At 42.4% G+C, this 14077-nt stretch carries 14 protein-coding genes; 3 read left to right on the forward strand and 11 right to left on the reverse strand.

Annotation, left to right across the window (positions count from 1 at the left end; genetic code table 11):
• The 4 genes from SNR28_RS26010 to fabR form a co-directional block, all read right to left on the reverse strand.
• On the reverse strand, positions 1-1260 hold the full coding sequence (locus tag SNR28_RS26010; protein WP_375751847.1) for a tyrosine-type recombinase/integrase: 1260 nt from the start codon (positions 1258-1260) through the stop codon (positions 1-3).
• Positions 1261-1601: 341 nt separating this feature from the next.
• Positions 1602-3110: a hypothetical protein gene (locus SNR28_RS26015; RefSeq protein WP_375751849.1), complete on the reverse strand. Its 1509-nt coding sequence runs from the start codon at positions 3108-3110 to the stop codon at positions 1602-1604.
• Positions 3111-3448: 338 nt separating this feature from the next.
• Positions 3449-3823, reverse strand: coding sequence for a YijD family membrane protein (locus SNR28_RS26020; RefSeq protein ID WP_375751850.1), 375 nt, complete (start codon positions 3821-3823; stop codon positions 3449-3451).
• A 2-nt stretch (positions 3824-3825) separates the two neighbouring features.
• Entirely contained in the window at positions 3826-4449 is a 624-nt protein-coding gene (fabR, locus tag SNR28_RS26025; RefSeq protein WP_375751852.1) for an HTH-type transcriptional repressor FabR, read from the reverse strand.
• A 221-nt stretch (positions 4450-4670) separates the two neighbouring features.
• Between fabR and sthA the strand changes: the two genes are divergently transcribed.
• Positions 4671-6071 (forward strand): Si-specific NAD(P)(+) transhydrogenase, encoded by a 1401-nt coding sequence (gene sthA / locus SNR28_RS26030; protein ID WP_375751854.1) that lies wholly within the window; start codon positions 4671-4673, stop codon positions 6069-6071.
• A 45-nt stretch (positions 6072-6116) separates the two neighbouring features.
• Here the strand turns inward: sthA and SNR28_RS26035 are convergent, their stop codons facing one another.
• From SNR28_RS26035 to SNR28_RS26045, 3 genes are all read right to left on the reverse strand, one after another.
• Positions 6117-6950, reverse strand: coding sequence for a class I SAM-dependent methyltransferase (locus SNR28_RS26035; RefSeq protein WP_375751855.1), 834 nt, complete (start codon positions 6948-6950; stop codon positions 6117-6119).
• A 78-nt stretch (positions 6951-7028) separates the two neighbouring features.
• Entirely contained in the window at positions 7029-7649 is a 621-nt protein-coding gene (lexA, locus tag SNR28_RS26040) for a transcriptional repressor LexA (RefSeq protein ID WP_375751856.1), read from the reverse strand.
• Positions 7650-7798: 149 nt separating this feature from the next.
• Positions 7799-8170 (reverse strand): diacylglycerol kinase, encoded by a 372-nt coding sequence (locus tag SNR28_RS26045; RefSeq protein WP_375751857.1) that lies wholly within the window; start codon positions 8168-8170, stop codon positions 7799-7801.
• A 211-nt stretch (positions 8171-8381) separates the two neighbouring features.
• On the opposite strand from SNR28_RS26045, the gene plsB reads away from it, so the two are divergent.
• Positions 8382-10835: a glycerol-3-phosphate 1-O-acyltransferase PlsB gene (gene plsB / locus SNR28_RS26050; RefSeq protein ID WP_375751858.1), complete on the forward strand. Its 2454-nt coding sequence runs from the start codon at positions 8382-8384 to the stop codon at positions 10833-10835.
• A 51-nt stretch (positions 10836-10886) separates the two neighbouring features.
• Here the strand turns inward: plsB and ubiA are convergent, their stop codons facing one another.
• Both ubiA and SNR28_RS26060 read right to left on the reverse strand, forming a co-directional pair.
• Positions 10887-11741, reverse strand: a complete 855-nt coding sequence (gene ubiA, locus SNR28_RS26055; protein ID WP_375751859.1) for a 4-hydroxybenzoate octaprenyltransferase — start codon at positions 11739-11741, stop codon at positions 10887-10889.
• Entirely contained in the window at positions 11742-12281 is a 540-nt protein-coding gene (locus SNR28_RS26060) for a chorismate lyase (protein WP_375751860.1), read from the reverse strand.
• Positions 12282-12426: 145 nt separating this feature from the next.
• Between SNR28_RS26060 and SNR28_RS26065 the strand changes: the two genes are divergently transcribed.
• Positions 12427-12837: a flagellar basal body-associated FliL family protein gene (locus tag SNR28_RS26065; RefSeq protein WP_375751861.1), complete on the forward strand. Its 411-nt coding sequence runs from the start codon at positions 12427-12429 to the stop codon at positions 12835-12837.
• Between the two features lie 46 nt (positions 12838-12883).
• On the opposite strand, the gene glpG is transcribed toward SNR28_RS26065, so the two are convergent.
• Complete coding sequence (gene glpG / locus SNR28_RS26070; protein ID WP_375751862.1) at positions 12884-13720, reverse strand: rhomboid family intramembrane serine protease GlpG; 837 nt, start codon at positions 13718-13720, stop codon at positions 12884-12886.
• Positions 13721-14044, reverse strand: coding sequence for a thiosulfate sulfurtransferase GlpE (glpE, locus tag SNR28_RS26075; RefSeq protein WP_375751863.1), 324 nt, complete (start codon positions 14042-14044; stop codon positions 13721-13723).
• Between the last annotated feature and the right edge of the window lie 33 nt (positions 14045-14077).

Raw genomic sequence — 14077 nt, forward strand, 5'->3', positions numbered from 1 at the left:
CTAAGCTAATTTAGGCTGAGATAACTGAACTACATTCTCGATGGTAAGTGTTTGTAATTTTTCACCCCAAGCCTGCAATACAGATAACTGCTCATCAATATAGTCATGGTGATTATAAACCCTTAACATTCCGGGTAACTGGTGGCCTACCGTCTTTTCGATGGCAACAATATCCAACCCCATCTCACTACAACGGCTAATGAAGGTACGGCGCAAATCATGTGGTGAGAAGTGCTCTAAGTCTGTCGGGATATTACGTTTGATCAACGCACGCACTGCTGCTGGCTCTTGAACTTTATCGGCCGTCAACTGAGGCCAAACCAACTTCCATTTACTCGGCACGTTTGTACGCTGCTCTTTGAGAAGAGCGAGTAGATAGTCACTTAAAGGAACTTTGCGGTTTTCTTGGCTTTTGGTGTGACGCTCCTCTGAACTGGCTGGAAGTAACCACACCTTTTTTTCCAAATCTAATTCACTCCAGCGCATTTCGAGCACGGCACTAATACGTTGCCCACAACCGATTAAGAACTGCATTAAACGGATGTTAGATGGGTCTGTGCGCCAAGAAGGCATACTTATTAACAAAGTCTTTAGCTCAGCAAAGCTAAGGTGTCGTTTAGTGACCTTGGAGCCACCACCAACATCTCTTGCTTTCAACTGTGGTGCAGGGTGGGAGTCTAGCATATTCAATGCTAAGGCGTGATTGATAACCTGATTGATGATTTTATGGCACGCTCCGATAGCACCAGCCATCCTCTTTCCATCTTTACCCACCTTCGCATCAAAGACTTTATTAAGATCGACGATGCTTAAATCCGCTAATTTAATCCTACCGATATGTGGTTTTATATCACGGGTATAGATGGTTCTAGCCTGAGAGCCACGTAGCTGCTTAGATAAACGCTTGGCATCAAAACTAGCAAAAGCATCATCAAACGTCTTAGCTTCCTCTTTTTCACGCCGTTCCCTTGCAAGCTCTTCCTTTGGGTTTTTGCTATTTTCCAGCCAACTGCGATAGCGACCAGCTTCATCTCTTGCTTGCTCTAATGTCATTCCTCTTTCTGGGTCTGATTGGTCATAGCGCCCCATTGAAATTTTTTCGTGTTTCTTTCCCAATTGAAAGCGAAATGTCCACGTCATTGTACCTGTTGGTCGAACCCTAATATTCAACCCCTCAACCTTTTTATCCGCAACTAAGTACTCTTTTTCTTTTGGTTTCAGCGCTTGCAAGGTCGCATTTTTATTAATTCGCTTACTCATGACGATCAACATCCTTTGATTCCGGGTACGGCTCGGGGTACGGCAACAAGTGAGTTTTCATTGTATCTCTTAAGACGACACTGGACAACGAAATCAACATAAACAATTAATATCAATGAATTAGAAAACAATCCTAGACTTTAATGGACGCTATCAGACCTAGCAATCCATATACCCACCATATGGAAGCGGGTGTGCTGCTAGAGCGCATAAAGTAGGAAGTTGGGTTAGGTGTATACCGTCATACTGCCTAACCCATTTTTATAAACACTCATATCTAACATATAGTTACTGATCAGAGTTAGAAAATCAGCGCTTAAACAAATCTCTACTGAATATATTTAATATTCCCTGATAACTGTAGGATCATACAAGTACTTTGAAGAATAGGCTTTCATCGAGTTAAAGATAAGTATCTTTGCGGAGGGATTTTTGTAATACAGTTTCTGAATGGCCAGATTCATTCCGCCACATTGGGTGGAGTGGTCATAATCATTAACGTTACCTATTGGCTTAGCTGAAGTGGCATCATTCGTACTGCACCAAAGAATATAAATATCATGATAGCCAGCGGTATCGGCCTGATCATCAATATAGTTGCCTTCCTTTGTAAAGCCTGCCCCACTCACTCCATAGTCGGTATAAGTAACACCTAACTCAGATACCCAAACGTCTTTAGCCGCATGTGATTCCCACATTACAGAGTACGAGCCACCTAACACACCTATGGACTTCCCTTTTATTCCACCAGCCGGTGCATTCTGACGTATAAACTCGGCTGTCATGGTAGCTATATGAGCATAACCAGCGGACTTGTAGTGCAGTTGGTCTGCTTGAATAAACATATCTTTGTTTGCGTAATTCAGACCTGACCTTCGATACAAGTCGCAAACTGGCAATGACCACTTTTCAGCAACAGCTTCTTGACCACGAACATAATCAATCAGGTTTTTTCCTGTAATCGCACCGATAGTTGCGGCCATTACCGCATTTGTTGTGGAAGCTACAGCCGCTACCTCAGATATTGCCTGTTCAGCTAATTTCGGAGCATCCTGATAGTTAAACATTTGCCCATTGATGGAGTATTTCGTTGCAGCGCTCCATGCCACCAAGTTGAGCGGTGGAAATATTACAGCTATCAACCACAGGTTCTTATAGTCAAGTGCACTATCTCTACTGTTAGTGGTGACCAATTTATATGTACTGGCATCGTAATAGATCATTCGTGTTTCATTATTAATAGAAACTGAGTAACCCGCTAGCGAGATATCTCTTTCAGTGCCTCTATACATCCAAACATTCTCGTAATGAAAGGAAAAGCGTTTAGCTTCAAAATCCACATTGAATGCTGAATCAAAACTCAAAATTACACCTTGCTTTTGAGCATTCAGACGAGGTATTGCCGTCGTATCATTGGTTGATACCACCCTAAAGTTTGGACAAGCACACCAGGATACCCCTGACTCCGGACGAAAAACGGCCATTAGATGGTCATTTTTCGATATCTCAGATATCGATGCGGAACTACCAAATACTCTGAAAGCATTTGTAACTGAATTCCAGTATAAGTTACGTGATGAACTATCAATAGCAATGGTCGTTGGACCTACCCATGCACCAATCCTGTTTTGGAGGTATAGCGATGGCACCTGGATTTTCCAGTTTATAAAATCAAATACGATTTGATCTATAGAGTTGTTCCCAGTAACCAACCCCAAAATACCGTGATGATATGGATTTCCGATGTCCCCCGCGTCTGCACCACTACTTTTAACCTCTATCTCCTGAGTAATCATAGAGTTTGTAGGCTCATCAATATCAATGGCTCTTTCGTCGTAATCAGTCGTCATTTAAATTCTCCACGTAAATGCTCCTCTTAGGTGGAAAACAAACTGCTTTTTATTGTTTGCCACCTTAGTAACATTCAATACTACTTCTAACCTCTTCACCTTGAATGACTCTAAAGTTAAGGTCAGGAAAATTATAAGTAAGCCTTTGTTTATATTCCTTTTAATCAAAGGTTACCGATCGATTCATCAGCTTATGGAGAGGGAGTGAACAAAAGAAAAGTGCACAGTATGAAGAAGTGACGTGCCTTTGAATGACAGGCTTTGAGTGATAAAAAAGAACCCCACTAATATAGCGGGGTCCAGATGTTCATCATTGAGCCATGAGGCTCGTTAGCAGATTAAGCATGGTTCTTATTCATATACCCAAGCTTCTTACCTACCCATGCCATCAACAACATAGTGACTATAATAGAGAAGAAGTTAGAACCTACTTCCGGGAACTGAGCTTTTACAAATGCGGAGTGTCCAAATGCCCCGACAAAGAAGCAAGCCAAACCAATTAGTGGAATATCCTCTGCAACCGGGCTTTTTAAGTAACCGTCATATAGCATCTGTAGAGACAGTACCAATGCGATTAATGGGAAAATGGAAAATGACACTTCAGAAAGTGTTACTGAAGATAACAGTGCATTACTACACATACCAGCGATAGCCGCTAAGATAAGTGTCTTTCTCTCTGACTGACCAGAGTTTAGGGGAGCCTCATTCGACATAGTTATATCCTATTTTTCTGCCGTTCACGTTCTTTTCTATACCAATAAGCGCCTTTAGCTGTCATTCTCAGCTGCATAACAAGACGCTCTGTTAGTTCTTCTCTTTCATGCTTGCTTAAATCAAGCGCTTCCGCTCCGGAACTGAAGACCAATATTACCGATGCTTCTGCTTGTACTACTGCCTCTTCTCGATTCATGCCAGTACTGATTAAGTATTCTGTCATTTCTGCTGAGAAGTGCTGAATCTCTCTCGCTACTGCAGCGCGAAACTCAGCGGATGTTCCCGAACGCTCGCGTAACAACAACCTAAAAACGTTCGGACTACTCTCGATAAATTCCATAAAGGTCTCTACCGATGTTCTTATCACACTACCTTCTTTAACAATTCGTTGACGAGCTTGACGCATTAGTTGACGAAGCAGAAGTCCACTTTCGTCTACCATTGTTAGTCCTAACTCATCCATATCCTTAAAGTGACGATAAAATGATGTTGGCGCAATTCCAGCTTCTCTCGCGACCTCTCTCAAACTTAAGTTTGAAAAGCTACGATCGGCACTCAACTGACTAAAAGCAGCATCGATCAAGGCGCGACGAGTCTTCTCCTTTTGCTGTGCTCGTATTCCCATTTTATTTTCTTTCAATCTTTTTATCGCAAGCAATCATTACTACAGGCCCTTACTATAGCGCGAATTTGGGCAAGTAGAAAATCACTGAGTCACAACGCGCGTCCCTTCTCATAACTCCGTGATCGTCACCACTCTCTTATAGGAAGATCATTTACCTGACAAATTAAGAGGTTAAAATCTCGATAAGTAAATGTTAACAAAAAACACTAAGGATGGAAGTAATGGTGAAGCCCAATCACTATGATGCAATTGTAATTGGTAGTGGCCCCGGTGGTGAAGGCGCAGCAATGGGCTTAACTAAAGCAGGGCTCAAAGTTGCGATAATTGAAAAGGAAGCCAGTGTAGGTGGCGGATGTACACACTGGGGTACTATCCCTTCAAAGGCACTGAGACACGCAGTAAGCCGAATTATAGAGTTTAATAACAACCCGCTTTTTTGTAACAACAACTCCAGTATACATTCCACCTTCTCCAATATACTCAATCACGCTAAGACGGTTATCGACAAACAGACCCGATTAAGACAGGGCTTTTACGATAGAAACGAATGTTCTTTGATATTTGGCGAGGCTCGTTTTACAGATAACAATACCATTGCTGTATCTAAACCGGATGGGATTGTAGATACCTATACTGCCGATAAATTTGTTATCGCTACTGGTTCCCGACCATATCAACCTTCAGATGTCGATTTTAATCATGAACGCATTTACGACAGCGACTCAATCCTTTCACTACAGCATGACCCAAGACATATCATCATCTATGGTGCCGGGGTCATCGGTTCTGAGTACGCATCCGTCTTCAGAGGTCTAGGCGTTAAAACTGACCTGATTAATACTCGAGATCGACTGCTTTCATTCTTAGACAACGAAATTTCAGATGCTCTCTCCTACCACTTCTGGAACAGCGGAGTCATCATTCGGAACGACGAAACGTACGAGAAGATCGAAGGCACAAAGGATGGTGTAATCGTTCATTTAGAGTCAGGTAAGAAAATGCGTGCCGATTGCCTGTTATACGCAAATGGCAGAACCGGCAACACCGATAAACTCAACTTAGAAGCGGTTGGATTATCACCTGACTCCAGAGGGCAACTCAATGTCGATGAACACTATAAGACTGAGGTTGAGAATATCTACGCAGTTGGTGATGTTATTGGTTATCCAAGCCTTGCCAGCGCAGCATATGATCAGGGACGCTTCCTAGCTCAGCATATTGCTCAAGGTAATATGGATACACACCTTATCGAAGATATTCCAACGGGTATTTATACTATCCCTGAAATCAGTTCAGTAGGAAAAACTGAGCAAGAGTTAACTGCAGCTAAAGTACCGTACGAAGTTGGTCGCGCTTCTTTCAAGCATCTTGCTCGCGCCCAGATAGCAGGAAAGGATATTGGTAGTTTAAAAATCCTTTTCCACAGAGAGACTAAAGAAATACTGGGTATCCACTGCTTTGGTGAGCGAGCTGCGGAGATCATCCATATCGGACAAGCTATTATGGAGCAGAAAGGTGAAGCCAACACTATTGAGTACTTTGTAAATACCACATTTAACTATCCAACAATGGCTGAAGGATACCGTGTTGCTGCCCTAAATGGTTTGAATCGACTTTTTTAATCTGACAGGGATGTGCCGAGGATACCTAATAGCTCGGTATATCCTTTACCAACTTAGTTCGATTACGGTCGGTGTCAGTCTATTTTTGATCGGTGAGAATTTTCTTAATAGTTTATGCCAAAGCTTCCATCTACCACATTCATGGTCAAGTGGTGAGTACTGTTTTGTCCATTTTAACCAAGGCAGCCAACCAATTAGCTTTTCCTGTGGTGACGAAAAGCCATGAGCATACTCACCGCAACCCAACTTGCGCCCCAACCTTGAAGCAGTCTTATCGCCAGCTAAAACTATACAAGCCTGTGCTTTGGTGAAATGACGTCCTAAGTATTGAATGAGCCTTGCGACTTGTCGCTCGTCTGAATCCAGCAATGCTTGCTCACATACTATTAGAACAGGGGTACTTTCATGGATAGATATATCATCCAGCCAATCCGTTGAGCTTACCGAGCCAATTTTTAACTGGTAACGTTCATTGTGATGAAACAGTTTTTCGCGCCATAAAAGATTTTCGCTAATATCGAGCTCAATCCACTGACACAATCCATTATCAAGCCGATAAAAGCGTGTATCTAGTCTGGCGCCAACATTAATAACCAAACCTTGTGGGTGGTTTTGTAGAAACGTTTGGACTCGAAGATCGCAGAGTTTGGTGAGTGTCGCGTGTAAAAGCTGTTTTTGATTAACATCTCCAGAAAGGCATTCAGGAGAAAGGTGACACTGCTTGCAAGCTTTAGCAGCAATCGGATCATAGACTAGCCCACCATCAACAAAGCTCTCCCTACTTCTTAACCACATTGGTTCTAGTAGATTGGCTGGGATCAAGTATTCCGGCTTGTTCTTATGTTTTCTAAACGATAGGTTTATATTGTCACGACTCATTATCATCTTCCTCTCATCAAGAAAGATGATAATGAATATCAATTACATTCGCAAATTAATATCATGACTTATATCAAATTACATCCAGTCAGTATTACGGATGATACCAACAGCAATGCCTTCAATAGCCATATGCTGGGAAGTCAGGTCTACTTGAATGGTGTTAAACTCTTCATTCTCAGCATGAAGTAATACGGTAGCACCTTTTCGCTCTAGCCTTTTAACTGTAACGTCATCATCAACACGTGCAACAACCACCTGGCCATCCCTAACATCCTGTGTCTTATGAACGGCTAACAGGTCACCATCCATGATGCCGATGTCTTTCATACTCTCTCCGTGAACACGAAGAAGAAAATCGGCTTGAGGGCGGAACATAGTAGGATCAACCTGATAGTGAGCTTCAACATGCTCTTGAGCAAGAATTGGTTCACCCGCAGCCACCTGACCAATAAGAGGTAACCCTGGATCATTGCTGGCTTCTTCCTGAAGAAGAATTCGAATACCTCGAGATGCTCCAGGAATAATTTCAATAGCCTGCTTCTTAGCAAGCGCTTTTAAATGCTCTTCAGCAGCATTCGCTGAACGGAAGCCTAACTCACGAGCAATCTCAGCTCTGGTTGGCGGCATCCCTGTGTCATCGATTTTATCTTTAATCAGGTCAAATACCTGTTGTTGGCGAGCGGTTAACGGCTTCATAAGTCACCTGTCTTTTTATACAGTTAACTGTGAGTATATACAGTAAGTAGGGACTTGCAAAGGAACATTTGAAAAACTTGTTGATTCATCACAACTGTTTCATGTGGAACACATTCTAAACCTTAATAAATCACTGTCTTCCATCACTATTAAAAGTATGTGAAATAGAAGGCTTCACACCAAACGTATCCACAGAGAACCATAGCAACCATTACGGCGGCCGAACCAGTATCCTTCGCTCGACCAGCTAACTCATGAAACTCAGGGCCAATTCTATCCACTACAGATTCCACAGCGGTATTCAGAAGTTCAACGATCATCACCAATAAAACTGTGCTCACCATTAAGACACGATACGTTGAATCCACATCCAAATAAAAAGCCAATGGCAGCATAATCAGAGCAGCAAGGACCTCCTGTCGAAATGCTGCTTCGTTTTTAAACGCAGCTCTCAGCCCTTGGCTAGAGTATATACTCGCATTTATGAGCCGTTTGAAACCTTTGTTATCTGGATTCTTCATTTATTCTCCCTGCCTATGAGTTCAATTTATAATTATTTTCAGACTATTATTACGTTATTGCCTTTTAACAATAAAAGGTTTGACCAGTTTCTGATATCCTTGCACCAAATTATGACTTCTCTATGTTAAGCGACATATATGCTCTGTTTGCACACGCAATCATACAAAGTATTCGCTTAGATTTTTTGAATTTTCTCGAGGCCAGTTATAGATGTCTTCAGGACGAATCATTCCCCGTTCAATCGTTAAGTTACCAATTTCTGTTTTGGTTAAAAGCAAAGCGATTCCATCAAATCCGATAGAAGATCTCGGCATTGATTTAAATAAGCCTCTCATATACGCGATGCCATTCCGCTCGAATGTGGATTTGCACAGTATGAGAAAGCAAGCTTTAGCACTTGGTTTACCCGACCCTCTCTCACCTTTAGAGATTAACGGAAAAACACTGGGTCGTTACGTTTATATTAGCTCACGACCAACTTTGCTTCAGGACGACAAGCACATCCCTAGCGCTTCAGTTGAACTTTTTTCAGAACTACTGGAAATGCATGCTCAAGATAGTGAACTGGATGTACAGGTAATTCCAACTTCCGTCCTTTGGGGAAGAAAACCGGGTAAAGAAGAAAAAGAAACCCCATATTTACAAGCGATGAATGGCCCGCAAAAAGCCAAAGCGATGTTGCTATCCGGACGAGATTGCATGATCCGATTTAGTGCCGTTGTTTCTTTGCGTTATATGGCTGATTCGCACGGTACCGATAAGGCGATTGCTCAAAAGCTTGCCCGGGTAGCTCGTATCCACTTTTCGCGACAAAAACTTGCTGCGTCCGGTCCGAACCTGCCAAATCGTGAACAACTGTTCGAACGCTTACTGAATTCTCAGGTTATTCAGAAAGCCATTGAAGATGAATCCCAGAGCAAAGGAATCAGCATAGAAAAAGCGCGAAAAGAAGCGCATTCAATTCTTGATGAAATCGCAGCTAACTTCTCCTACTCCCTAGTAAAGAAAGGAGACCGTTTCCTCGGATGGTTGTGGAACAAACTTTATCAAGGGCTAAATATTAGCAACGCTTCAACGGTAAGAAGACTTGCGCAGGAAGGGCATGAAATTGTTTACGTTCCTTGCCATCGTAGCCACATGGATTACCTACTGCTTTCATATGTTCTGTATCGTGAAGGAATGGTACCTCCACATATTGCCGCGGGTATTAACCTGAACTTCTTCCCTGCGGGTCCAATTTTCCGCAGAGGTGGAGCCTTCTTTATTCGCAGAAGCTTTAAAGGCAACAAGCTCTACTCAACCGTTTTCCGTGAGTATCTTGCAGAACTTTTTGCAAAAGGTTACTCAGTCGAATACTTCAGTGAAGGTGGACGCTCCCGAACAGGCCGACTACTGCCAGCTAAAACGGGCATGCTAGCGATGACTATTCAGGCGATGCTTCGAGGCCTGAACCGTCCCGTTACCTTGGTTCCTGTGTACATTGGCTATGAACACGTTATGGAAGTTTCTACTTACGCCAAAGAGCTTCGAGGGAAGCGTAAAGAGAAAGAGAATGCAGGTCAGGTAATTAAAACCATCCGTAAGCTGAGAGATTTCGGACAAGGTTACGTTAACTTTGGTGAGCCTATCCCACTCAATAACTACTTGAATACCCATGTGCCTGAGTGGACCAAAGACATTAATCCGTTAGAAGTACCTAGACCTCACTGGATGACACCAGTCGTCAATCAGATTGCGAACAAGATGATGACGCATATCAATGATGCAGCAGCAACAAACGCACTGACACTTTGTGCAACAGCGTTGCTTGCATCACGTCAACGCGCTCTAGCCAAAGAGACACTGATAGCGCAAATAGACTCTTACACTCAGCTACTTCGCAATGTCCCTTACTCGGAAACAAGTACTACACCGGATAAATCAGCAGAAGAACTGGTAGAGCACGCTCTGGCTCTCAACAAGTTCATTACTGAGCGAGATGCTGTCGGTGAGATTATCTCTCTTGATCGTCATCAGTCTATTTTGATGACTTACTATCGAAATAATATTATCCACTTGTTTGCTATTCCATCTCAGATTGCTCTGATGGTTGTTCGAAACGAAAAAGTCTCTGTGGCACAAGTTCAGGAAACTATTGCTCAGTTGTACCCATTCTTGAAGAAAGAGCTTTTCTTACGATATGAACAGGATGAATTAAAAGAAGTAGTCATAGCCATCATTGATGAGCTAGTAAGGCAGGAGTTAATTAAGCTTAACGATGGCATACTTTCAATCAATCAGGTGAAGATCCAGTCACTAATGTTGTTAGCAAGAAGCATTGCGGAAACACTTCAGCGCTATGCAATAGCTATAAACCAATTAGTGTTTGACCCAAGTGTCGATAGATCAGAATTGGAACAAAGAAGCCAGGAAGTCGCTCAACGTCTGGGGCGTCTGCACGGTATCAACGCACCAGAGTTCTTTGATAAGGGTGTATTCTCTTCTTTGTTCAGCGTACTGAAAGAAGAAAACTATATCGATATCGATGGAAAGTGCGATATTGAAAGAACTCAAAAGCTCGCAGAGATGCTATCCGGCCTACTAACTTCAGAGGTTAGGCTAACGATTCAGGAAAGCCTGATATCCAAAGAGGATGTTCCTAACGAAGAATTAGAAGAGAAATAGACTAAAAAAGGTTCTGCAGTGCAGAACCTTTTTTCTATCTATCGGCATTAATTAAAGAGTACTTAAAAAGATTCCAACCGTTAGTACCAAACCTACATTATTGTTGTTCAAAAAAGCCTGAAAGCACTTATCTCGGTCCCTGCCTCGAATCAGGTTTTGCTGATAAACAAATAGCGAGGCAGCGCCTAATACTCCCCAATAGAACCATTGGCTAAGCTGAAGCTGATAACCCAATGCAATAAGTAAAACGATAGTTAGAAGTTGCAAAGCGCCAATAATAGCTTTGTCTAATCTGCCAAACAAGATAGCGGTAGATTTAACACCAATGCGTAAATCATCATCACGATCAACCATGGCATATTCTGTATCGTAAGCAATCGTCCACATGGCATTTATCACAAATAGCAACCATACGTATGGCGAGATTTCATTGGCCTGTGCAGCCCATGCCATGGGGATTGCCCAGCTAAATGCCAATGCGAGAAAAAGCTGTGGTAAATGAGTATAGCGCTTCATAAAAGGGTAAATAAATGCGAGCGCTATACCGATAAAAGAGAGCTTCACCGTTAGAGTGTTCATGGTCAAAACCAGAACAAAAGAAACAACGGCAAGTAAGAGAAATAATATAATTGCTTCAGACGCAGATACCGTACCGGAAGGAATTGGTCTGTTTTTAGTACGCTTAACTTTTCCATCAATGTTTCGATCTGCAAAGTCATTGATTACGCATCCGGCAGAACGCATTAAAACAACGCCGGCAACAAACACGATAAGCACATCCCAACGCGGTAACCCATCCGCGGCCAATATTAGTGACCACATTGTCGGCCATAACAGCAATAATGAACCTATTGGCTTATCCATGCGCATCAATTGCCAGTATGCTCTGGCTTTGACGAAACTCATCTATACATTCTCCTTAACGTATACCGGAGAGTCAGGTAAAAAAAGTTCAGCAACTAAAAGAGGCTTACCATTCATCCATAATCTTGAACGCCTGGCTAACAGCTTGCCATACGAAGTATTAGCCCATCCAGCTTGTAACTTATCACGATATACTTCTTCTGCTCTAAAAACTGTTAAGCCGAGAGGAATCTCACCTAATTCGCTGAGATCGTACTGCTGATCTTCTAACGAAGAGAGAGGCATAAGGGTTCTGCCAACAACCCATTGGCTATCATCTCCATTTAAAATCACTTCCCTAAGGATACACGCTTCATTGCTAAGGAGAGAAACCTCCTGAGTTGTCAAACTTTCTCCCTGAATAACATGATTGCTAAGTAAGTTTACGGATAGATCCTGGCACTCTTTTTCGAGGCGTCGGGACAATGAGCCTTCTTCCTGCAACCAATCCAGTAAAAAGTCTGTAGATAATTCAAAAGATTCAATATCTTTCCATTCAACATTTTTTAGAGCGTTAATGTACAACGAAATCTGCTCGGGCATATTTGTTTTTTATAGTTAGCATTATTGTTATAAACTAGTGAGTGAAGTTTAGGTGAAATGAACATCACAATACAAGCGTACCTAAGCCATTTTAACAGACAAAATCGCCCTGGATATTGGAATAAAAAATATAGAACTCACAAATATGGTTAGATCATTCCTCGTATTACTTCTGCTCACTGTTAGCAGCTTCTTTTCAGTATCAGCAATAGCAGAAGAAGAAAAAGCAGCACCAATTCTACAGTACTATGCTTTATCTCCTCACATTACAACAAATGTGTATACCAAGGGGAAAACCATTGTTTATTTGCGCGTCAGTGTCGACTTAATGGTGGCAGATAGCAGTTATATTGCGGATCTTGAACTTCATGAGCCGCTAATAAGAGACGCAATAATTGAGCATATCGGGCAGCAACAAGAAGAAAAGGTTAAGTCACTGGCAGGCAAAGCCGCGTTAGAGACTGAGCTATTAGATTTGTTGAACAGCCTGCTACTAGCTGAAACAGGCAAAACTATAATTGCAAAAGTTCTTTTTTCTGAGTATCTGGCGCAATAACACTTTGTATTGATGAGAAAGGCAGCCGTAAGGTTGCCTTATTGTCTTAAGCCTTTCGAACGCTGGAACCGCTATCCTTAAATCCAAGCGCGACCCCGCTTAACAAACCCACTAAATGAGCGGTGTTTGCAATGGCTAAATATGATTGCACATATCCAAGAATCAACCAGACCAGCATAAAACCTACTATAGATTTAGGTATCACCAACCCTTTTTCTGGTGCTCGTGTACCTAGAACCCATATATAACCGAGTAGCGCATATACCACACCTGACAGGCCACCAAAGTTAGCACCTTCAACCCAGTATTGGCCTGCACCTGAAAGCAGTGCTGAAAGAGCAAATATCTGGAGGAGCTTTCCACTGCCTAACCGTTGCTCTATGTCTCCGCCTAACTGCCACCACCAAAGCATATTAAAGACAATATGCATAACCGAAAAATGCAGCAGTGCATGAGATAACCATCGCCATAGCTGCCATTGTTGCTCTGCCGATGCAGGGAAATGCATATAACTGAAAACTAGCCTGCCAAACCCGATCTGTTGCAGAGCAAAAATAACTATGCCTATCACCATCACAGCCAACGTAATCGGCCCGGCTTTTGCCTTCACCATACTTAACATACTTGGCGTGTGATACTTAAACTTCTGATTTCTCGATTCAGCCATGTCCCATGATGCAGCATGATACTTACTGGCATCTGGATTGGCCAAGAAATGCTTTAGCTCTGCTTCAGTTTCCAATTGATCTTCAACATTTTTTAGCCAAAGAGCAAAACTACCACCCCCCTCTGGCATCATGGCAACTTCTATCTTACGAGAAGCCATATAGTCGATAAAAGCTTGTGCTAACCGAGGGTTATCCAAAACGATTAATCGGATCATCTACTCACTCTTCTCAATTGGCAGACCAGCACGCTTCCACGCTTCGAAACCACCATCAATGCTGTAGACCTCATCAAACCCCTGGTTCATCAAATACTGAGCAGCCCCCTGACTACTGACACCGTGATAGCAAATAACCATTACCGGTGTCTCAAAATCCACTTCATCCATGAAGTTTACGATCGTATCGTTAGTTAGATGAAATGAGTTCTGTGGACAGGCCATTGTGTACGAACCAGGGTCTCTAATATCAACAAGTACGGCCCGCTTATCTTCCAACAATTTATACGCTTCTAATACATCAATATTCTTGAAACTACTCATTTGTCACTTCCTTATTGTTATTTGACCATTGTA

Source organism: Vibrio iocasae, from assembly GCF_042245395.1.
GTDB classification, from domain to species: domain Bacteria; phylum Pseudomonadota; class Gammaproteobacteria; order Enterobacterales; family Vibrionaceae; genus Vibrio; species Vibrio iocasae.

Coding starts and splice junctions, on each gene's coding strand:
- SNR28_RS26010 (WP_375751847.1), bottom strand. CDS start 1,260: ATGAGTAAGCGAATTAATAAAAATGCGACCTTGCAAGCGCTGAAACCA.
- SNR28_RS26015 (WP_375751849.1), bottom strand. CDS start 3,110: ATGACGACTGATTACGACGAAAGAGCCATTGATATTGATGAGCCTACA.
- SNR28_RS26020 (WP_375751850.1), bottom strand. CDS start 3,823: ATGTCGAATGAGGCTCCCCTAAACTCTGGTCAGTCAGAGAGAAAGACA.
- fabR (WP_375751852.1), bottom strand. CDS start 4,449: ATGGGAATACGAGCACAGCAAAAGGAGAAGACTCGTCGCGCCTTGATC.
- sthA (WP_375751854.1), top strand. CDS start 4,671: ATGGTGAAGCCCAATCACTATGATGCAATTGTAATTGGTAGTGGCCCC.
- SNR28_RS26035 (WP_375751855.1), bottom strand. CDS start 6,950: ATGAGTCGTGACAATATAAACCTATCGTTTAGAAAACATAAGAACAAG.
- lexA (WP_375751856.1), bottom strand. CDS start 7,649: ATGAAGCCGTTAACCGCTCGCCAACAACAGGTATTTGACCTGATTAAA.
- SNR28_RS26045 (WP_375751857.1), bottom strand. CDS start 8,170: ATGAAGAATCCAGATAACAAAGGTTTCAAACGGCTCATAAATGCGAGT.
- plsB (WP_375751858.1), top strand. CDS start 8,382: ATGTCTTCAGGACGAATCATTCCCCGTTCAATCGTTAAGTTACCAATT.
- ubiA (WP_375751859.1), bottom strand. CDS start 11,741: ATGAGTTTCGTCAAAGCCAGAGCATACTGGCAATTGATGCGCATGGAT.
- SNR28_RS26060 (WP_375751860.1), bottom strand. CDS start 12,281: ATGCCCGAGCAGATTTCGTTGTACATTAACGCTCTAAAAAATGTTGAA.
- SNR28_RS26065 (WP_375751861.1), top strand. CDS start 12,427: ATGGTTAGATCATTCCTCGTATTACTTCTGCTCACTGTTAGCAGCTTC.
- glpG (WP_375751862.1), bottom strand. CDS start 13,720: ATGATCCGATTAATCGTTTTGGATAACCCTCGGTTAGCACAAGCTTTT.
- glpE (WP_375751863.1), bottom strand. CDS start 14,044: ATGAGTAGTTTCAAGAATATTGATGTATTAGAAGCGTATAAATTGTTG.